The sequence below is a fragment of the Peribacillus sp. NPDC101480 genome (assembly GCF_050277335.1).
In the GTDB taxonomy this organism is placed as follows: Bacteria; Bacillota; Bacilli; order Bacillales; family DSM-1321; genus Peribacillus.
Genome location: NZ_JBNNSB010000004.1, coordinates 541,975 through 562,554 on the forward strand (window position 1 = coordinate 541,975; position 20,580 = coordinate 562,554).

Sequence of the window (20,580 nt, forward strand, 5' to 3'; positions counted from 1 at the left end):
TAGAATCGTAGTTTTTCATTTGGTTTTTTTAAAAAAATCAATAAGCTAGTAGATGCAATTAAATGATTTTAAGAATATTTACACTCATTTTAGGAGTTGATAATACGTGGAATATGTAATTGAGATGCTTAATATCCGTAAGGAATTCCCCGGCATCGTCGCAAATGATAACGTTACCCTTCAGGTTAAAAAAGGGGAGATTCACGCATTATTAGGTGAAAATGGCGCGGGGAAATCCACATTGATGAATGTTTTATTCGGCTTATACCAGCCTGAACAGGGAGAAATCCGTGTGAACGGCAAGCCAGTCAAGATTACCAGTCCTAACATTGCCAATGATTTAGGGATTGGGATGGTCCATCAGCATTTTATGCTCGTAGACCCCTTTACAGTAACAGAAAATATCATTTTAGGAAAAGAACCATCAAAAGCGGGTAAAATCGATTTAAAAGAAGCTAGCGAGGAAGTTAGGAAACTATCGGAACAATATCAGCTTCGTGTTGACCCCTATGCGAAAATTGCCGATATTTCAATAGGGATGCAGCAGCGTGTCGAGATTCTTAAAACGCTATACCGTGGTGCGGAGATATTGATTTTTGATGAGCCGACAGCTGTATTGACTCCTCAAGAAATCAAGGAATTGATTTATATTATGAAAGCCCTTATCAAAGAGGGGAAATCCATCATTTTAATTACACACAAACTTAAGGAAATCATGGAGGTTTGTGACCGGGTAACGGTAATACGCAAAGGCCAAGGAATTGGTACAGTGAATGTCAACGAAACGAATCCTAACGAATTGGCCAGCTTAATGGTCGGTAGGGAAGTTCTGTTCAAGACGGAAAAAACGGCAGCTATTCCTTCGGATGTAGTTCTCGAGGTCCGGGAATTGGAAGTCAAGGATTCCCGGGGCGTTTCAGCTGTTCGGAACTTGGATTTAACTGTCCGTGCAGGAGAAATTGTCGGTATCGCCGGTGTTGATGGAAATGGACAATCCGAACTAATTGAAGCATTGGCTGGCCTAAGGAAGACAACCGCAGGTTCGATAAAGCTAAATGGAAAAGAAATCAGGAATTTGAAGCCGCGTAAAATCACTGAAGCAGGTGTCGGACATATTCCAGAAGACAGACATAAGCATGGTTTGGTTCTCGATTACAGCATTGGGGAAAATATTGTCTTGCAAACCTATTATCAAAAGCCTTTTTCAAAAGCTGGTATCTTGAACTCAAAGAAAATATTTGAAAAGGCCCGTTCACTGATCAAAAGTTACGATGTTCGCACTCCGAGTGAATATACCCCGGCAAGGGCGCTTTCTGGAGGGAATCAGCAAAAAGCGATCATCGGCCGGGAAGTTGATAGGAACCCGGATTTATTGATTGCCGCACAGCCGACACGCGGCCTTGATGTAGGGGCGATCGAGTTTATCCATAAACGTCTGATAGAACAGCGAGATGCAGGAAAAGCGGTACTCCTCATATCATTTGAATTGGAAGAAATCATGAATGTGAGCGATAGAATTGCCGTTATATATGAAGGGGAAATCGTCGCAATAGTCGATCCGAAAGAAACGACTGAACAGGAGCTTGGCCTTCTTATGGCTGGCAGTAAACGGACGGAAGCAGGGGGAAAACAAAATGTCTAAGTATTTATCTAAATTAACGAGTCCGTTAATAGCAGTTATCCTCGGCTTAGTCGTTGGGGCCATAATCATGTTAGTAAGCGGCTATGACCCTGTTGCCGGCTATGGCTCCATGATAAATGGAATTATTGGGGATTCTTATTATGTAGGGGAATCCGTCAGGACAATCATTCCTTATATCCTTGCTGGTTTGGCAGTGGCTTTTGCTTTCCGTACGGGCCTATTCAATATCGGTGTAGAGGGGCAATTAATTGTAGGCTGGCTGGCGGCAGTTTGGGTCGGAATAGCTTTTGACCTACCAAGGATCATCCATTTGCCGTTTGCCATATTAGCTGGTGCAGCTGCTGGTGCCCTGTGGGCATTTATCCCTGGTTATCTAAAAGCTAAGTTCCGTGTACATGAAGTAATCGTTTCGATCATGTTGAATTATACAGCATTATATGTGACGAATTATTTAATTCGGAATGTAATGACTGACAAGCTGGATAAAACAGAAAGAGTTGCTGATACAGCATCATTGCGGTCTCCTTTTTTTGAAAGCATTACGGATTTTTCCCGGATGCATTGGGGAATAGTGGTAGCGATTATTTGCGTGATCATCATGTGGTTCCTTCTTGAAAGGACAAAAACCGGCTTTGAACTGAAAGCGGTAGGTTTCAATCAGCACGCTTCCGAATATGCAGGAATGAGTGTAAATAAGAACATCATACTTTCGATGGTTATTTCAGGTGCGTTTGCAGGGCTTGCGGGTGCGATGGAAGGCCTTGGAACTTTCGGTTATGCCGCAGTCAAAGGCGGGTTCACAGGTATGGGCTTTGATGGGATTGCAGTAGCCTTACTAGGAGCGAATACGGCTATTGGTGTAGTGCTGGCAGCCTTATTATTTGGGGGACTGAAAGCAGGGGCGTTAAATATGCCGCTAGAAACCGGCATACCTAGTGAAATTGTAGATATTGTCATAGCTTTGATCATTTTCTTCGTCGCATCCAGTTATTTTATTCGTTGGATTGCCGCTCGATTTAAGAAAGGGGTGAAATAAGTGGATTTTTACCAAGTATTACAAATTATTATTCCATCTATGATTGCTCTAGCTGCACCACTTATTTTTACTTCACTCGGAGGAGTGTTTTCTGAACGGGCAGGTGTCATAAACATCGGTTTAGAAGGGTTGATGGTCATCGGTGCCTTTACAGGGATCGTTTTTAACTTAATGTTTGCTGATGTTTTTGGGGAATGGACTCCTTGGCTTGCTGTGCTAGCGGCAATGATTGCCGGCTTGCTGTTTTCCATTCTGCACGCTGTGGCATGCATTACCTTCAGGGCGGACCAAACGGTTAGTGGGGTAGCCATCAACTTGTTGGCAGTAGGTCTGACCATGTTTTTGGTGAAACTGATTTTTGACAAAGGTCAAACTGATAGAATCACGGAAACATTCCCAAGGATTGATGTTCCTTTACTAAGTGATATTCCATTTATAGGACCCATCTTTTTCGCAAATGGATATTATATCGTATATATAGCGATTCTTATTTCCTTTGTCGTCTGGTATGTACTTTATAAAACACCATTCGGGTTAAGGATCCGAGCAGTGGGTGAGCATCCGATGGCAGCTGATACGATGGGTGTCAATGTTACGAAAATCCGATATGCCGCCGTTTTATTATCAGGTGCTTTTGGAGGTATCGGCGGAGCGATATATGCTACCATCTTTTCGAATGAATTCAATCATGCGACAATTAATGGTCAAGGTTTCATGGCCATTGCCGCAATGATTTTTGGTAAATGGCACCCGATCGGGGCAATGGGTGCAGCGTTATTCTTTGGTTTGGCTCAAAGTTTAAGTATCGTTGGCTCGAGCCTTCCCTTCTTCAAGGATATTCCTTCGGTTTACCTATTGATCGCTCCTTATGTTCTGACTATCATTGCATTAACTGGTTTCATTGGTCGTGCAGATGCTCCTAAAGCATCCGGACAGCCATACATCAAAGGAAAAAGATAAGGTTATAACCGGTCAGCAAACTATGCTGGCCGGTTTTTTTCCTTCGAGATTTAGCCGTAAGTGATGGTGAGCTGGTGAAAAACCAAAAAAAGTAGCTGTAACTTGCATGATTTTTCCTTTCACATGTATATTTTAAGTAGATGTTTAAAAGGGTTCCAATCTACAAACAATAAGCTAATAAAGGTGATTTATATAATGAGGAGGATTATTCATGTCTATTGCTTCCGATACAATTACGGAAAAAAACGGCTACAAACTTCATGTGGTCCGGACGGATAAATATAAAACGAATACTCTCGTGCTGAAGATGAAAGCCCCGTTGACAAAAGAGGACGTTACATATCGTGCATTGCTGCCATATGTGTTACAAAGCAATACAAGTAAATATCCTACAACACCCGAGCTTCGATCTTATCTTGATGATTTATATGGAGCAGGGTTTTATGTCGATGTAGCTAAAAAAGGGGAATATCAAATCATAAGTTTTACTATCGATATCGTCAATGAAAAATTCCTTAGTGATTCAACCCCGCTTCTTGAAAAGGCTTTTGGGTTATTATCAGAGGTGATCTTTAATCCGAAGAAGAATGGCGAGGCCTTTGACTCTAAAACGGTTTCCAATGAAATCCGTTCTTTAAAACAGCGGATTCAATCCATTTCCGATGACAAAATGCGATATTCAGCTATACGCCTTGTAGAGGAAATGTGCAAAAACGAACCATATGCTTTAGAAGCGAGCGGTAATCTACAAGACTTGGAAACGATAACTCCTGAGTCCCTTTTCACTTATTACAAAAAAGTGCTGGCGGAGGATGAAATCGATTTATATGTAATCGGTGACATCGATGAATCGGAAGTGCAGGCTCTGGCTGACAAGTATGTTTCATTGCAAGAACGAGTGCCTGTGAGACTGCCCGGGAAGACGGGCAAGGTAGTGGAGAAGGAAAAAGAAATCATTGAGAATTCGGATGTGAAGCAAGGGAAATTGAATATCGGTTATCGAACCCAAGGTGCCTACGGTGATCCGGATTATTATGCACTTCAGCTTTTCAATGGGATTTTTGGTGGCTTTTCACATTCAAAACTTTTCATCAATGTCCGGGAGAAAGCCAGCCTTGCTTATTATGCAGCTTCGAGGCTCGAAAGTCATAAAGGTCTATTAATGGTCATGGCCGGCATTGAAAATGCCAACTACAAGCAGGCATTGGATATCATTCATGCACAAATGAAGGAAATGAAGCAAGGGAATTTTTCCGAAGAAGAGCTCGCACAGACAAAGGCGGTCGTTAAGAATCAACTACTTGAAACCATTGACGTTTCGAGAGGGCTTGTGGAAATTTTATATCATAATGTGGTTTCCGGGCAGGATATATCACTCGACGAGTGGTTTGCAAACACAGAGCGGACGACAAAGGAAGAAATCATTGCAGTTGGTCAAAAGATTCAGCTTGATACGATTTATTTCCTAACGGAAGAGGAGGTGCAAGGGTAATGGAAAAAATAGCATTCACTCAATTGAAAGAAGAACTTTTCCATGAAAAAATGGATAATGGCCTAGAAGTGTATATTCTTCCGAAAAGTGGCTTCAATAAATCATTTGCCACTTTCACGACGAATTATGGTTCGATCGACAACCATTTCAAACCTTTGAATGAAACGGAATTCACTAAAGTACCTGATGGAATTGCCCATTTTCTTGAACATAAGCTTTTTGAAAAGGAAGATGGAGATGTTTTTCAGCAATTTTCAAAGCAGGGAGCATCTGCAAATGCCTTTACTTCTTTCACTCGTACAGCTTATTTATTTTCCAGTACGTCCGACTTCGATAGGAATCTTACTACCTTAATCGACTTTGTCCAGGATCCTTATTTTTCGGAAAAGACGGTAGAGAAGGAAAAAGGAATCATTGGGCAGGAAATCAATATGTATGATGATAATTCGGACTGGCGATTATATTTCGGAACGATAGCCAATATGTATCATCAGCATCCCGTGAAAATCGATATTGCCGGTACTGTGGAATCCATTGCAGATATTACGAAGGATATGCTTTACGAATGTTATAATACGTTTTATCATCCTAGCAACATGCTCCTATTCGTTGTAGGACCGGTTGATGTCGAAAGCACCATGAAGCTGATCCGGGATAATCAAAATAATAAAGGGTACAACGAACAACCTGAGGTGGAACGTAAGTTTGACCAAGAGCCTGAACTTGTTGCCAAGGACAAGGAAGTCTTAAGAATGAATGTCCAGACACCAAAAGTTATGCTGGGAATCAAGGCGACCAATGTCCATCAATCCGGTTCACAGCTTTTGAAAAGGGAATTGGCAACCAATATTTATCTGGAAATGCTGTTCGGCAAAAGTTCACCTTTGCATGAGGAGCTATATGAGGAAGGGTTGATCGATCAAAGCTTCTCATATGATTATACACAGGAACAAGGTTTTGGATTTGCGTTAATTGGCGGGGATAGTGCCAAACCTGATGAGTTGACGGAGTCTTTATTTGGTATCCTGCAAAAATCAAAAGCCGGAACCGGCCTGAATGAAGAAAGCCTGCAAAGGACAATCAAGAAAAAAATCGGTTCTTTCCTTCGTTCTCTGAATTCGCCGGAATATATAGCGAATCAATTCACCAGATATACATTCAATGATATGAACTTGTTCGATGTTGTATCAGTATTGGAAAAACTAACGATCGAAGATATCAGGGAGGTCGCCAAGGACTTAATATCCGATGAACGGATGACAGTCTGTCAGGTACTTCCTAAATAATATAAAGGGGGCTCGAATGTGGGGAAACGTTTTGCCCTTATTACTGGAGCCAGTGGAGGCATCGGCCGGGAAATAGCTATAAAGCTCGCCGAGGAAAATTATTCACTTTATTTACATTATAACAGCAATGAAGAAGCGATACTTGAATTGATTGAAGAACTGAAGCCCCATCAAGTCGAACTTATTCCGATTCAAGCGGATTTGGCTGCACCGGATGGATACAGGAAATTGGCGGAAAATATCTTTGCCCTCCATGCAATCGTCCTCAATAGCGGCAATAGCTATTATGGGCTAATATCTGACATGGATGAGAAAATCGTTAATGAAATGGTGCAGCTGCATGTAACGAGCCCTTTCCAATTAACAAAGGAACTGCTTCCAAAGCTTATGTACCAAGAACAGGCTGCCATCGTTGCGGTCACATCGATTTGGGGGCAGACAGGTGCATCCTGTGAAGTATTATATTCAATGGTCAAGGGCAGTCAAAATGCTTTTATCAAGGCGCTTAGTAAAGAAGTCTCACTTAATGGAATCCGGGTGAATGCCGTTGCCCCCGGAGCGATTTCCACTTCCATGCTCGAATCTTTCAGTGCAGAAGATCTGGAAATCATCAAAGGAGATATCCCGATGGGCAGGATGGGGCATTCCAAAGAAGTCGCGGAGGCCGTATACTATTTGCTTTCCGACAAGTCATCCTATATAACCGGGCAAATTTTAGGCGTAAATGGCGGATGGTACACATGATTTTTTTAAAGGCATGTATAATTTTCTCGGTTCCTTCACAAAATATCTATGTACTATTTTGAAGGAAAGGGTGACCATTCATGTCTGTACTGGACAATTGGGATCAATGGAAAAACTTTTTAGGCGACAGATTACATCAAGGTGAACAACAAGGCTTGTCAGAAGGCGCTGTTAACAACTTGGCTTTCGAAATCGGTGATTACCTGGCTAATCAGGTTGAGCCCCAGAATGATCAAGAGAAAGTGCTTGCTGATCTTTGGTCAGTTGCAAGCGATCAAGAAAAACACGCTATGGCAAGTGTCATGGTCAAGTTAGTCGAGAACAATGGAACGAAGTAAAATATCCCTCCAAAGGCCCTGTTATTAAATAACAGGGCCTTTTGGATTTAAGTGGATGATTATTTATCCTCTTATATAAAAATGAATATTTTTCTAGGGTTTTTCCTTTTAACTTATCAAGAAATGCTATATTATAGAAGCTAGACAATTAATATAAAGTGTTCAGACCTTGAAATTTACGATGGATAAGTTTTTTGCCCCTGAGTAGGGTAAAAGCTTTTAGGCTTAAGGAGTGTTATCGTGGATAATAAAGAATGGTATTTTGAATATGAAATCCAAGTCAACCGTCCTGGTTTATTAGGGGATATTTCATCCCTTCTGGGGATGCTTTCCATTAATATCATCACCATTAACGGGGTCGATGAAGGCAGGCGTGGTTTACTTTTGTTGGCGAAAGACAGCCGTAATATAGAAAGATTCGAGTCAATTCTCCGTACGATGGATACGATAAAGGTCATTAAGCTGAGGGAACCTAAATTGCGTGATCGCCTCGCAGTCAGGCATGGACGTTATATTCAGCGCGATGCCGATGAGAAAAACACCTTTAGGTTTGTCCGTGATGAACTGGGCTTGCTTGTCGATTTCCTGGCCGAGCTGTTTAAACAGGAAGGACATAAATTGATCGGGATACGAGGGATGCCTCGTGTCGGGAAAACTGAATCCATCGTAGCCTCGAGTGTATGTGCTAATAAGAGATGGTTGTTTGTGTCATCGACCCTTTTAAAGCAGACTATCCGCAGTCAGCTTATTGAGGATGAATATAATAATGATAATTTGTTCATTTTAGATGGAATTGTTTCCACTCGCCGTGCAAATGAGCGTCATTGGCAGTTGATTCGCGAAATAATGAGGCTTGATGCTGTCAAAGTAATCGAACATCCGGATGTTTTTGTCCAAAATACAGAGTATACCCTCGAAGACTTTGATTATATTATTGAATTGCGAAACAATCCTGAAGAAGAAATAACATATGAAGTTGTCGACCAAAAAGACCAGTTTTCAGGGTCCGATTTTGGTTCCTTTGACTTTTAAAATGGCAGGTGTTTTATTTGACTGAGTTAGGTAATCGATTAAAGGAAGCTAGGGAAGCCAAAGGCCTTAGCTTAGAAGATTTGCAGGAATTAACGAAGATCCAAAAGCGTTACCTTATAGGCATTGAAGAGGGAAATTACAGTATGATGCCTGGAAAGTTCTATGTACGGGCATTCATAAAGCAATATTGTGAAGCGGTCGGACTGGATTCAGAAGAGATTTTCGAACAATATAAAAGTGAAGTGCCATCAGTCTATAGCGAGGAATTGCCAGAACAGCTTTCAAGGGTCCAATCCCGGAAAACTATACCGGCAGGAGATTCAAAGGTTGTTGAAATGTTACCGAAGATCCTGGCTGTCGTTTTAGTAATTGGTGCGGCCGTTTTGATATGGGTACTGGTATCGAATTATATGAGTAACCCTGATAATGATGATAAAAAGAACGCTAAAGAGAATGAAGCTGTGGGCTACAATAAAAGTGATGGGTTTAACGAAGAAAAAGAGAATGCAGACAAAAAACAGGAAGAAAAATCTGAGTCATCTGATGAGAAGAATGAAGATGATGCAGTTGTCAAAGATGAAAAGAAAGAGCAAAAACTTGCCGTCACAAGTTCCAGCGGTAAAAATAGTACGTATGAGTTAAAAAATACCGATACCTTTAAATTAAAGGTGACCTCAAAAGGCTCACCATGGGTCGGCATAAAAAATGGTGAAGGTAAATTACTATTCCAGGGCACTATCGACAAGGACAAAAGCCAGGAAATTGATTTCACCAATGAAAAAGAAGCTGTCATCAATATAGGCAGAGCATATGAAACTGAGATTTATGTGAATGATGAGAAGCTGGAGTATTCCATTTCACCGACTGAAGTGAATACGCAATTGGTTACGATACAATTTACGAAAGCCGAATAGTCATCTTATAGATGACTATTTTTGCTCTATTTAATGGTAAGGCGACGGGGAAATGGATTACCCGGCATATAAGATTGGATTTTGAGTTAAATTATACATAAAAGCGTATTTTAGATCTAAGACGCAGGCCCGAATGGCAGGCGTAAATTTTGGAGGTAAAAGTTTTGAATCTGCCTAATAAGATTACAGTAGCAAGAATCTGTTTAATACCAGTATTTTTAATCATCATGCTCGTTCCTTTTTCATGGGGGACGCTGACTTGGGGAGAATACAGTTTGCCAGTGGCACACTTAGCTGGAGCCATCCTCTTTATTATCGCTTCCACTACGGATTGGATCGATGGCCATTTTGCCAGAAAATATAATATGATTACTGATTTAGGGAAATTTTTAGATCCACTGGCTGATAAGCTTCTGGTTTCGGCTGCCTTAATCGTTTTGGTTGATCTAGATTTAATGTACGGTCAATCATGGATCGCCATCGTGATCATAAGTCGCGAGTTTGCAGTCACCGGATTGCGTTTGGTGCTAGCGGGTACAGGGGAAGTGGTTGCAGCGAACCAGCTTGGTAAAATAAAAACATGGGCACAAATTGTTTCTATTTCGGCTTTATTGCTGCATAACCTCCCATTTGCCCTAATTTCACTTCCATTTGCCAATATCGCATTGTGGATTGCATTAATCTTTACAATCTGGTCAGGCTTGGATTATTTTATAAAAAACAAAGAAGTATTTGTTAATTCAAAGTAAAAACGAATGGTGGTTTTGAAAAGATGGATGCAGAAATCATTGCAGTGGGCTCAGAGCTTCTTTTAGGACAAATCAATAACACTAATGGAAGGTTCTTATCGCAGCAGTTTGCGGAAATGGGGATCAACGTTTTTTACCATACTGTGGTCGGGGATAACGATCGCCGTTTACAACAGGCTATAGAAATCGCTGAATCTAGGGCGAACTTGATTGTCTTTACCGGTGGACTCGGTCCTACCAAAGATGATTTAACGAAAGAAACGATTGCTCGCCATATAGGGAAAAAGCTCGTTTTTAATGATGAAGCTTTGCATTCCATTGAAGCTTACTTCCAAAAACGGGAACGGCCGATGACGGAAAACAACAAAAAACAGGCCCTTGTCTTAGAAGGCAGTGAAGTGTTGGCAAACGATCATGGCATGGCACCGGGAATGGTCTTGTCCAAATCTGGGATTACATATATGCTTCTCCCTGGTCCGCCAAGTGAAATGGAGCCGATGTTTTTAAGTTATGGTTATGAAAAGATCATGAATAAACTGGAAAAGCATGAACGGATCGATTCCAAGGTTCTTCGGTTCTACGGTATAGGTGAAGCCGAACTGGAAACGGTGATTGAAGATCTTCTTGTCAATCAAACGAATCCGACAATTGCTCCGCTGGCAGCCGAAGGGGAAGTGACGTTAAGGATCACCGCTAAAGACTCTTCTAAAGAAAAATGCGAAGAGCTTATTTTAGAAGCGGAAAAAGAAATTCTTAGCAGGGTCGGTAAGTTCCACTATGGAAGTGATAATACTTCACTAATAAAGGAACTTGTAAAAGAATTAACGGTCCGCAAGCTTTCAATTGCGGCAGCTGAAAGCTTGACCGGTGGGATGTTCCAAGAACAGCTGACAACCATACCTGGCGCCGGTAAAGTCTTCAAAGGCGGAATTGTCTGCTATACGAATGATGCGAAGTCGAACGTCCTTGGCGTCAGCGATGATACCATATCTAAGCATGGGGTGGTCAGCGGTGAGTGTGCAATGGAAATGGCCTCTAATGTCCGGAGCAAGCTCGATGCGGATGTAGGCATAAGCTTTACGGGTGTTGCAGGTCCGGATGAACAAGAAGGCAAGCCTGTAGGCACAGTATTCATTGGCATTTCCTATCGGGATGGAAACACTCATTTCAAGGAGTTGAATCTTTCCGGAAGCAGGGCGCAAAACCGGATTCGGAGTGTGAAGTACGGCTGTCATTACCTATTAAGGGATTTATAAGCGCTAAAAGCAGAGCTATTTACAGCTCTGCTTTTTATTTGGTTTTAGCAAGTTTGTTTCTTGAAAAATAGGGAAAAAAAGAAAAAAGTTAATTCAATGAAAATGGTTTTTTTACGGAGAAAGTGAAAGGAAATGGAGATTTCCTTAAGATAAAACGCTTTTTTACAGAGAATACCCCGAAAGAAAAAAACGAATGAATGTTCGACTTTTTGCTTGGCAAAATTGTAAAAAGAGTATATAGTAAAGATAGGTTTTGAGACAGGATGCAAACCTTGATCTCGAATAATTGCTAACGTAAGTACACCTTTAATCGGACAGCCGATTATTTGAATATAGAGGAGGAAATTGAGTGAGTGATCGTCAAGCGGCTTTAGATATGGCATTAAAACAAATTGAAAAACAATTTGGTAAAGGTTCTATTATGAAACTTGGGGAACAGTCTGATCGTAGGATTTCAACGATTTCAAGCGGTTCTTTAGCATTGGACGTAGCATTGGGAGTGGGCGGATATCCAAGAGGCCGGGTCATTGAGATATATGGACCTGAAAGCTCCGGTAAAACGACTGTTGCATTACATGCTATTGCAGAAGTACAAAAGACTGGCGGCACGGCTGCATTCATTGATGCAGAGCATGCTTTAGATCCAGCATATTCAGAAAAACTTGGTGTGAATATAGATGATTTACTGCTTTCACAGCCTGATACGGGTGAACAGGCCTTGGAGATCGCTGAAGCATTAGTTCGAAGTGGAGCTGTAGATATCATTGTCATTGATTCGGTGGCAGCACTTGTTCCTAAAGCTGAAATCGAAGGCGAAATGGGAGATTCCCATATGGGTCTTCAAGCGCGGATGATGTCCCAGGCGCTTAGAAAACTGTCTGGTGCCATTAATAAATCAAATACCATTGCCATTTTCATTAACCAAGTCCGTGAAAAAATCGGTGTTATGTTTGGGAATCCAGAAACGACTCCAGGAGGCCGGGCATTGAAGTTCTATTCAACTGTTCGTCTGGAAGTGCGCCGTGCGGAACAATTAAAACAGGGTAATGAAATCGTCGGTAATAAAACGAAAATCAAAGTTGTAAAAAACAAGGTTGCTCCACCATTCCGTCAAGCAGAAGTTGACATCATGTATGGTCAAGGGATTTCCCAGGAAGGTGAAATCATCGATATGGGTGCAGATCTTGATATCGTCCTTAAAAGCGGCTCGTGGTATTCATACAATGAAGAGCGTGTCGGACAAGGCCGCGAAAATGCGAAGCTGTTCTTGAAAGAAAATCAGGATATCGCTCAGGAAATTTCTCAGAAAATCAGAGATCACTATAATCTCGATGGAGAGCATGAATTACCGCCAGAAGAAAATGAACCAGAAGAGCATTTTGAATTGCTTGATTAATGGTATTTGGAAAAGGCCTAAGCTTGTTCGCTTAGGCTTTTTCTATATATTTTGAGAAAAGTGTGAAATTTTCAGCTGAATAAATGGCATTGAAATAACTTTTCCATAAAGAATGCTGTACATTATGATGGTTGATATTGAGAAAACTTGAATAATCATTGATACATAAGGGACAAACGCTTGACAATAAAAATTCTCAACTATACAATTAATATGTATATTTTACAATTTTTCAAACTAAAATTTTGAAAATTAAGTGCTGTATATTGAATTTATGTGCAATGTACTTGCCGACAGTTCAACATTTTATGTAAAAAGTTCATAGCAAGGGGAGGTGAAACGATGGAACCCATGACAATCATCTTCACTTTGCTTGGCCTAATCGTCGGTGCAGTTGTTGGTTATTTTATTCACAAATCAAAATTTGAGAGTAAAATAGCAGGGGCAAAGGGCTCTGCTGAACACATCCTTGAGGATGCAAAACGTGAAGCGGAAGCACTTAAGAAAGAAGCCTTGTTGGAAGCAAAAGATGAAATTCATAAAGTTCGTGCCGATTCGGATCGGGAAGCCCGTGAAAGAAGGAACGAATTACAAAAACAAGAAAATCGGTTATTGCAAAGAGAAGAGAATCTGGACCGCAAGGATGAAACGTTAGACAAACGTGAAAGCCTTTTGGAGAAAAAAGAAGATTCTCTAAACCAAAGACAACAGCATATTGAAGAGATGGAAAGCAAAGTGGACGAGACGGTTCGTAAGCAGCAAACAGAGCTTGAACGTGTTTCCGGTTTAACTCGTGAAGAAGCTAAAGCAATCATTATAGACCGAATGGAAAACGAGCTTGCTCACGATGTAGCGCTTATGATTAAAGAAAGTGATACCCGTGCCAAAGAAGAAGCTGATAAAAAAGCAAAAGAAGTTCTTTCTCTTGCCATTCAGCGTTGTGCGGCTGATCATGTTGCAGAAACCACCGTTTCTGTAGTAAATCTTCCAAACGATGAAATGAAAGGACGGATAATCGGACGTGAAGGACGAAATATCCGGACGTTAGAAACGCTAACAGGTATTGACCTTATTATCGATGATACTCCTGAAGCTGTCATTTTATCTGGATTCGATCCAATTAGACGGGAAACGGCACGCTTGGCTCTTGAGAAACTTGTTCAGGACGGAAGGATCCATCCGGCCCGCATTGAAGAAATGGTTGACAAAGCAAGACGTGAGGTAGATGAACATATTCGTGAAATTGGTGAACAAACGACTTTTGAAGTTGGAGTTCACGGTCTCCATCCAGATCTCATCAAAATTTTAGGACGTTTGAAGTTCCGTACTAGTTATGGGCAAAACGTACTTAAACATTCAATTGAAGTGGCCCAGCTTTCAGGTTTACTGGCCGCTGAGCTTGGAGAGGATGAAGTTCTTGCCCGCCGTGCAGGTTTACTGCATGATATTGGGAAAGCGATTGATCATGAAGTGGAAGGCAGTCACGTTGAAATTGGCGTTGAATTAGCAACCAAATATAAAGAGCATCCAACTGTCATTAACAGCATCGCTTCACATCATGGCGATACTGAACCAACTTCCATCATTTCAGTGCTTGTGGCTGCCGCTGATGCATTATCAGCTGCAAGACCGGGAGCTAGAAGTGAAACGCTTGAAAATTACATTAGAAGACTTGAAAAACTTGAGGAAATTTCCGAATCCTATGATGGAGTGGAAAAATCATTTGCGATTCAAGCCGGACGAGAAGTGCGGATTCTAGTGAAACCAGAACAAATTGATGATCTTTCGGCCCATCGACTCGCACGTGATATCCGGAAAAGGATTGAAGAAGAGCTCGATTACCCTGGTCATATAAAAGTCACGGTCATCCGTGAAACAAGAGCAGTCGAATACGCTAAATAATCGTTAATGAAAAACGAAGTGGTGCAAACCACTTCGTTTTTTCTTTTTCGGATATTAATCGTTAAGCGTAATTCCTATAATTACCCCAAATTATGTTACAATACATACTTGAATAATTCATATAATTAGGTGAATCTAGAAAGGGTTTTACAATGAAATTGCTATTTATTGGAGATGTGGTGGGGTCTCCTGGTCGTGACATGATCCAAGAATACCTTCCTAAGTTAAAAGAAAAGTATCGTCCGCACATCACGGTCATCAATGGCGAGAATGCAGCAAGTGGTCGGGGGATTACAGAAAAGATTTACCGCAGTTTTTTAGAGTGGGGAGCACAGGCGGTGACCATGGGAAACCATACATGGGATAATCGTGAAATCTTCAATTTTATTGATGAAGCGAAATATCTCGTCCGTCCAGCGAACTTTCCAGACGGGGCACCTGGAGAAGGAATGAAATTTATAAAATTGAACCAGTATGAAATAGCGGTCATCAATTTGCAAGCGAGAACATTCATGCCGGATTTGGATTGTCCGTTCAAAAAAGCTGAAGAACTCGTGGCGGAGGCTCAAAAAAGGACACCAATCATCTTTGTCGATTTTCATGGAGAAGCTACAAGTGAGAAGCAGGCTATGGGGTGGTTCCTGGATGGGAAGGTTACAGCCGTTGTCGGTACACACACACACGTCCAGACAGCAGATAACCGTATATTGCCTGGAGGCACCGCTTACATATCAGATGTAGGCATGACAGGACCATATGATGGCATCCTTGGTATGGGAAGAGATGCAGTCATTCATCGGTTCCTAACTAGCCTTCCTGCTCGTTTTGAAGTGCCAAAAGAGGGGCGGACCCTATTAAGTGGGATACTCCTTGAAATTGATGATAAAACTGGCAAGGCTAAAAAAATAGAAAGGATACTGATTAACGAAGATCACCCCTTTTATCATTGATTGGAAAGGATGGACAGTCAAACTGGCCATCCTTTTTTCCATTCATTAATAAATGGTGGACAATCCCGGTTTTCTTTGTCATACAAGTTTTACTTGATGAATATAGTAGCAGTGGAAAGTGTTATAACTATTGAGCCAAGTTAGAATCGGCAGGGAAAACAAGGAGGACTAGGAATGGAAATATTAAAAGTTTCAGCAAAATCTAATCCTAATTCTGTAGCAGGCGCACTAGCGGGAGTGCTCAGGGAAAGAGGAGCAGCCGAAATTCAAGCAATCGGTGCAGGTGCGTTAAATCAAGCCGTCAAGGCAGTAGCAATCGCAAGAGGGTTTGTCGCACCTAGTGGAGTTGACTTGATTTGTATTCCTGCCTTTACAGATATACTTATTGATGGCGAAGAACGAACGGCAATAAAACTAATCATTGAACCAAGATAACTCCATGTTTGGATGCCCTGTTTGTCGGAAGGCGAGCAGGCTCTTTTTTGTCGTGAAATCCAAATGACGAAAAATCCATATCCCTTTATAATGGAATATAGAATCATTAAAAGACACAGGAAGGGGGATTACATTGACAATTTTTGATGCCCATTGTGATGTACTGATGAAGATGTTCATCGATCCGGATATTTCATTTGCAAATAGTGATAAATTACATATAACAAAGCGGGGATTATTGGATGAAGGGGGAAAGGTCCAATGTTTTGCAATATATATTCCTGAAAAAGTCCACCCTGATATGAGATTTCAAGCGGCTTTGGCGATGGTGGATATTTTTCATGAAAAGATTTTATCAGAGCCGGAAATGAAATTTATAAAGACCAAGGCAGACATCGAATCTTTAAAAGAAAAGGAAATAGGTGCAATGCTTACTTTGGAGGGGTGTGATTGCATCGGGAATGATTTGTTGAAACTGAAAATCCTCATTCATCTTGGCGTGTCCTCCGTAGGCCTAACTTGGAATTACGCCAACTTGGTAGCGGATGGGGCATTAGAAACAAGAGGGGGCGGCTTGACGGGGTTTGGAACCGAGGTGGTCGCGCAATTGAATGAGAAGTCGATTTGGTGCGATTTATCCCATTTATCCGAAGCGGGATTTTGGGACACCTTAAATTTGGCTAAATTCCCAATTGCCTCCCATTCGAATGCTTATCATCTTTGTCCGCATCCGCGAAATTTAAAAGACGGGCAGATAAAAGCCCTTTTACAGAAAAATGGGGTGATCGGCGTAACCTTTGTCCCGCAATTTCTGGCAAATGGTGAATCGGCTACGATAAAGGATATCCTGAAACATATTGAGCATATATGCAGTTTGGGAGGGGAAAGACAAATTGGATTAGGGTCTGACTTCGATGGAATCGATCATATGGTAGAAAATTTATTGTCATATAATGATTATCATAACTTAATAAATGAACTGAACAGGCTTTATTCCAGTGAGATTGTAAAAGGTCTCCTTTTTGATAATTTCACTCGTAATTTTCCGCTTGGAAAGGAAATATCTTAAGTGATTTTCAATTCTTACTATAAAGATATGAATAAATATTCTGAAAATATAAAAAATAAAAGCAAAAAGGTTGCAATTTGATGATTTAACCGATAGAATTGAAAGCGTTTAGTACACCTTTCCTAAATTAGAACGATAATTTTACATAGTTGAATGTTCTGAAGAGAGGTGCGGTTAAATGCATTTATATACGAACGTCCTAAAGGAGTGTAAGACATGATCAATCAACTTTCATGGAAAGTTGGCGGACAACAAGGTGAAGGTATTGAAAGTACAGGAGAAATATTCTGTATTGCCCTCAATCGCTTAGGTTATTACTTGTATGGCTACCGTCATTTCTCATCCCGAATCAAGGGTGGACACACGAATAACAAAATTCGTGTAAGTACTACGGAAACTCGTGCTATCTCTGATGATTTAGACATCTTAGTTGCTTTTGACCAAGAAACAATTGACGTCAATTATAAAGAATTACATGAGGGTGGCATCATAATTGCAGATGCAAAATTCAAACCTGTCTGCCCAGAAGATACAAAGGCAGAATTATATATTGTTCCCTTTACGGAAATAGCAGCCGAATTAGGAACATCATTAATGAAAAATATGGTCGCCATCGGTGCGACATGTGCTGTTCTAGGCATGGAAATTTCCGTATTCAACGATGTGGTTGATGAAATATTCGGCCGTAAGGGTGAAGAAATCGTCAAGAAGAATATGGATGCCATTACTGCTGGCTATAAGGCAATGGAAGTGTTGCTTGGAGAAAAACTGGGCGCAATGGAGCTGGAAAAGGCAGACGGCCAAAAACGCATGTTCATGATTGGAAACGATGCTATCGCTTTAGGAGCAGTTGCAGGCGGTTGCCGCTTTATGGCAGCTTATCCGATTACTCCTGCCTCGGAAATTATGGAATACTTAATTAAAAAACTTCCTCAATTTGGAGGAACGGTCATCCAGACTGAAGATGAAATCGCGGCGGCTACAATGGCAATCGGTGCAAACTATGGCGGTGTACGTGCCATCACAGCTTCAGCTGGACCTGGACTTTCCTTGAAAATGGAAGCGATTGGTTTAGCGGGCATTACCGAAACGCCAATTGTCATCGTCGATACTCAACGTGGCGGTCCATCTACGGGTCTTCCTACAAAACAGGAGCAATCCGATTTAATGGCCATGATTTATGGTACACATGGTGAAATACCTAAAATCGTCATGGCTCCGAGTACTGTTGAGGAAGCTTTTTATGATACGGCGGAAGCATTCAACCTTGCAGAGGAATATCAATGTCCAGTTATCGTTCTATCCGACTTACAGCTATCATTAGGTAAACAAACCGTTCAGCCGCTTGATTACGGCAAAGTGGAGATAAGACGCGGGAAATTGGTGGACTTTGAAATTGAAGAGGCTGAAGACAAATCTTACTTCAAGCGTTATGAAGTAACGGAAGACGGAGTCTCACCGCGTGTAGTGCCTGGTATGAAAAATGGAATTCACCATGTTACGGGTGTTGAACATGATGAAACGGGAAGACCTTCCGAGACGGCTTTGAATCGTAAATTGCAAATGGATAAACGGATGCGTAAGCTGAATAATTTAACTAACACATTCCAAACACCAGTATACAAAAACACACCGCATGAAGAAGCGGATTTATTAATTCTTGGCTTTAACTCAACACGCGGGACGATTGATGAAGCGATCGGCCGGTTAGAAACGGATGGAATGAAAGTGAATCATGCGCAGATCCGTTTGATTCATCCTTTCCCAGCTGATGAAGTCCTATCATTGGTGCAAAGTGCTAAGAAAGTAGTAGTTATTGAAAATAATGCGACTGGACAATTGGCTAATATCATCAAGATGAATGTCGGACATGTTAATAAAATTAAAAGCATCCTAAAATATGATGGCAACCCATTCCTCCCGCATGAAATTCACACACAATGCAAGGAGATGTTCGAATATGGCAACGTTTAAAGAGTTTCGGAATGATGTAAAACCTAACTGGTGTCCTGGCTGTGGAGATTTCTCCGTTCAGGCTGCCATGCAGCGTGCGGCAGCCAATGTAGGATTGGAGCCGGAAAATTTGGCCGTTGTTTCCGGTATCGGCTGTTCAGGTCGTATATCCGGTTACATCAAGTCCTATGGTTTCCATGGTATCCATGGCCGCTCACTGCCAATTGCCCAAGGAGTAAAAATGGCCAACCGTGAATTGACCGTTATAGCTTCAGGCGGTGACGGAGATGGTTTTGCAATCGGGATGGGTCACACCATCCATGCGATCCGCCGTAATATCGACATTACGTATATTGTCATGGATAACCAAATTTATGGATTGACAAAAGGCCAGACTTCTCCTAGGTCCGCTGCTGGATTTAAAACAAAATCCACTCCAGAAGGATCAATAGAACAGGCTGTTTCACCTATGGAATTAGCATTATCAGCTGGCGCTACGTTTGTTGCCCAAAGCTTTTCCACAGACTTGAAAGACCTGACGGCGATCATTGAAGCAGGGATAAATCATAAAGGGTTCTCCTTTATCAATGTTTTCTCTCCTTGCGTAACATACAATAAAATCAATACGTATGATTGGTTTAAACAAAACTTGACTAAATTGAACACGATTGAAGGCTATGATTCATCAAATAAAGAACAGGCCATGCAGACTTTGATGCAGCATGACAGCCTTGTAACAGGGATTATTTATCAAGACTCTTCACGCCCTTCGTACCAGGAATTAGTGCCAGGGTATGCTGAAAAAGCGTTAAATAAATCAGATCTGACACTGGATCAAGCGCACTTTGATAAGCTTGTTGCTGAATTTATGTAAAAAGTTAAAAGGTTCACCCCTAAAGATGGGGTGAACCTTTTTGTGTGACTAATTGGAAAGCTTCAAGTATAGAGAATCACTATACTCTCTAAATTAGCTTACCACCAACCGTTATTGCATCCACCGCCGAAGATATTACAACGGTTCCTTCTGTGACAATGGCGGTCCCGATCACGGTCCCGATCACGGTCGCGGTCGTGGTCGCGCCTATTACAGCCTCTCACAGCACGACAAAAATCGTCTGCGATTCTATCGTTGTCCCGATCCCGATCCCGATCCCGATCGTGGTGGTGATCGCAATCGTGATGGTGATCGCGGTCACGCCTATTACAGCCCCTCACAGCACGACAAAAATTGTTTGCGATTCTATCGTTATCTCTGTCCCGATCGCGGTCCCGATCATGATGATCGTGATTATTGCATCCACATGACATATAAGTCACTCCTTCATAATTTTGTCTTACAAGATATCTTATTCGAGAGCGGACAAGATGCTATAGAAACATGACCCATTTAACAAAAATGTACGAATGCCCTAAAAATCATCATTAT

19 protein-coding genes are annotated in these 20,580 nt (G+C 41.4%); all 19 read left to right on the plus strand.

The window, feature by feature from the left end; genetic code table 11:
- Positions 1–106 precede the first annotated feature (106 nt).
- The gene (locus ACQKMF_RS16960) at positions 107–1,642 is read left to right on the plus strand and encodes an ABC transporter ATP-binding protein (RefSeq protein WP_101224695.1); all 1,536 of its coding nucleotides are present in this window, start codon (positions 107–109) and stop codon (positions 1,640–1,642) included.
- Complete coding sequence (locus ACQKMF_RS16965; RefSeq protein WP_101224696.1) at positions 1,635–2,678, plus strand: ABC transporter permease; 1,044 nt, start codon at positions 1,635–1,637, stop codon at positions 2,676–2,678. Before ACQKMF_RS16960 ends, ACQKMF_RS16965 begins: the two co-directional genes overlap by 8 nt.
- Complete coding sequence (locus tag ACQKMF_RS16970) at positions 2,679–3,638, plus strand: ABC transporter permease (RefSeq protein ID WP_094246576.1); 960 nt, start codon at positions 2,679–2,681, stop codon at positions 3,636–3,638.
- 211 nt (positions 3,639–3,849) lie between these two features.
- Entirely contained in the window at positions 3,850–5,130 is a 1,281-nt protein-coding gene (gene yfmF / locus ACQKMF_RS16975) for an EF-P 5-aminopentanol modification-associated protein YfmF (protein WP_427574136.1), read from the plus strand.
- Positions 5,130–6,416 carry an EF-P 5-aminopentanol modification-associated protein YfmH gene (yfmH, locus tag ACQKMF_RS16980; protein ID WP_427574138.1) on the plus strand — a complete coding sequence of 429 codons (1,287 nt, stop codon included), beginning with the start codon at positions 5,130–5,132 and terminating at the stop codon, positions 6,414–6,416. Before yfmF ends, yfmH begins: the two co-directional genes overlap by 1 nt.
- Before the next feature lie 18 nt (positions 6,417–6,434).
- On the plus strand, positions 6,435–7,160 hold the full coding sequence (gene ymfI, locus ACQKMF_RS16985) for an elongation factor P 5-aminopentanone reductase (RefSeq protein WP_137019699.1): 726 nt from the start codon (positions 6,435–6,437) through the stop codon (positions 7,158–7,160).
- A gap of 80 nt (positions 7,161–7,240) precedes the next feature.
- Positions 7,241–7,498, plus strand: coding sequence for a DUF3243 domain-containing protein (locus ACQKMF_RS16990; protein ID WP_101224701.1), 258 nt, complete (start codon positions 7,241–7,243; stop codon positions 7,496–7,498).
- Positions 7,499–7,738: 240 nt separating this feature from the next.
- Positions 7,739–8,530 (plus strand): DUF3388 domain-containing protein, encoded by a 792-nt coding sequence (locus ACQKMF_RS16995; RefSeq protein WP_034313530.1) that lies wholly within the window; start codon positions 7,739–7,741, stop codon positions 8,528–8,530.
- 8 nt (positions 8,531–8,538) lie between these two features.
- Complete coding sequence (locus tag ACQKMF_RS17000; RefSeq protein ID WP_232782996.1) at positions 8,539–9,444, plus strand: helix-turn-helix domain-containing protein; 906 nt, start codon at positions 8,539–8,541, stop codon at positions 9,442–9,444.
- Positions 9,445–9,608: 164 nt separating this feature from the next.
- On the plus strand, positions 9,609–10,193 hold the full coding sequence (pgsA, locus tag ACQKMF_RS17005; protein WP_034313524.1) for a CDP-diacylglycerol--glycerol-3-phosphate 3-phosphatidyltransferase: 585 nt from the start codon (positions 9,609–9,611) through the stop codon (positions 10,191–10,193).
- Between the two features lie 23 nt (positions 10,194–10,216).
- Complete coding sequence (locus ACQKMF_RS17010) at positions 10,217–11,449, plus strand: competence/damage-inducible protein A (RefSeq protein WP_402941873.1); 1,233 nt, start codon at positions 10,217–10,219, stop codon at positions 11,447–11,449.
- A 349-nt stretch (positions 11,450–11,798) separates the two neighbouring features.
- Positions 11,799–12,845 (plus strand): recombinase RecA, encoded by a 1,047-nt coding sequence (gene recA, locus ACQKMF_RS17015; protein ID WP_101224704.1) that lies wholly within the window; start codon positions 11,799–11,801, stop codon positions 12,843–12,845.
- 342 nt (positions 12,846–13,187) lie between these two features.
- On the plus strand, positions 13,188–14,747 hold the full coding sequence (gene rny, locus ACQKMF_RS17020; RefSeq protein WP_063231807.1) for a ribonuclease Y: 1,560 nt from the start codon (positions 13,188–13,190) through the stop codon (positions 14,745–14,747).
- A gap of 152 nt (positions 14,748–14,899) precedes the next feature.
- On the plus strand, positions 14,900–15,697 hold the full coding sequence (locus ACQKMF_RS17025; RefSeq protein WP_402941875.1) for a TIGR00282 family metallophosphoesterase: 798 nt from the start codon (positions 14,900–14,902) through the stop codon (positions 15,695–15,697).
- 174 nt (positions 15,698–15,871) lie between these two features.
- A complete protein-coding gene (spoVS, locus tag ACQKMF_RS17030; protein WP_029281188.1) occupies positions 15,872–16,132 on the plus strand; it encodes a stage V sporulation protein SpoVS in 261 nt (86 codons plus the stop codon).
- 133 nt (positions 16,133–16,265) lie between these two features.
- Positions 16,266–17,201: a dipeptidase gene (locus ACQKMF_RS17035; RefSeq protein ID WP_402941876.1), complete on the plus strand. Its 936-nt coding sequence runs from the start codon at positions 16,266–16,268 to the stop codon at positions 17,199–17,201.
- Between the two features lie 216 nt (positions 17,202–17,417).
- Positions 17,418–19,175 carry a 2-oxoacid:acceptor oxidoreductase subunit alpha gene (locus ACQKMF_RS17040; RefSeq protein WP_101224707.1) on the plus strand — a complete coding sequence of 586 codons (1,758 nt, stop codon included), beginning with the start codon at positions 17,418–17,420 and terminating at the stop codon, positions 19,173–19,175.
- Positions 19,162–20,028 (plus strand): 2-oxoacid:ferredoxin oxidoreductase subunit beta, encoded by an 867-nt coding sequence (locus tag ACQKMF_RS17045; protein ID WP_057278380.1) that lies wholly within the window; start codon positions 19,162–19,164, stop codon positions 20,026–20,028. Before ACQKMF_RS17040 ends, ACQKMF_RS17045 begins: the two co-directional genes overlap by 14 nt.
- 302 nt (positions 20,029–20,330) lie before the next feature.
- The gene (locus ACQKMF_RS17050; RefSeq protein ID WP_427574143.1) at positions 20,331–20,459 is read left to right on the plus strand and encodes a hypothetical protein; all 129 of its coding nucleotides are present in this window, start codon (positions 20,331–20,333) and stop codon (positions 20,457–20,459) included.
- Positions 20,460–20,580 lie beyond the last annotated feature (121 nt).

Bases quoted from the DNA above. Each gene is read 5' to 3' on its own strand.
- ACQKMF_RS16965 (WP_101224696.1), top strand. From the start codon at position 1,635: ATGTCTAAGTATTTATCTAAATTAACGAGTCCGTTAATAGCAGTTATC.
- yfmF (WP_427574136.1), top strand. From the start codon at position 3,850: ATGTCTATTGCTTCCGATACAATTACGGAAAAAAACGGCTACAAACTT.
- yfmH (WP_427574138.1), top strand. From the start codon at position 5,130: ATGGAAAAAATAGCATTCACTCAATTGAAAGAAGAACTTTTCCATGAA.
- ACQKMF_RS16990 (WP_101224701.1), top strand. From the start codon at position 7,241: ATGTCTGTACTGGACAATTGGGATCAATGGAAAAACTTTTTAGGCGAC.
- ACQKMF_RS17010 (WP_402941873.1), top strand. From the start codon at position 10,217: ATGGATGCAGAAATCATTGCAGTGGGCTCAGAGCTTCTTTTAGGACAA.
- rny (WP_063231807.1), top strand. From the start codon at position 13,188: ATGGAACCCATGACAATCATCTTCACTTTGCTTGGCCTAATCGTCGGT.
- ACQKMF_RS17025 (WP_402941875.1), top strand. From the start codon at position 14,900: ATGAAATTGCTATTTATTGGAGATGTGGTGGGGTCTCCTGGTCGTGAC.
- spoVS (WP_029281188.1), top strand. From the start codon at position 15,872: ATGGAAATATTAAAAGTTTCAGCAAAATCTAATCCTAATTCTGTAGCA.
- ACQKMF_RS17040 (WP_101224707.1), top strand. From the start codon at position 17,418: ATGATCAATCAACTTTCATGGAAAGTTGGCGGACAACAAGGTGAAGGT.
- ACQKMF_RS17045 (WP_057278380.1), top strand. From the start codon at position 19,162: ATGGCAACGTTTAAAGAGTTTCGGAATGATGTAAAACCTAACTGGTGT.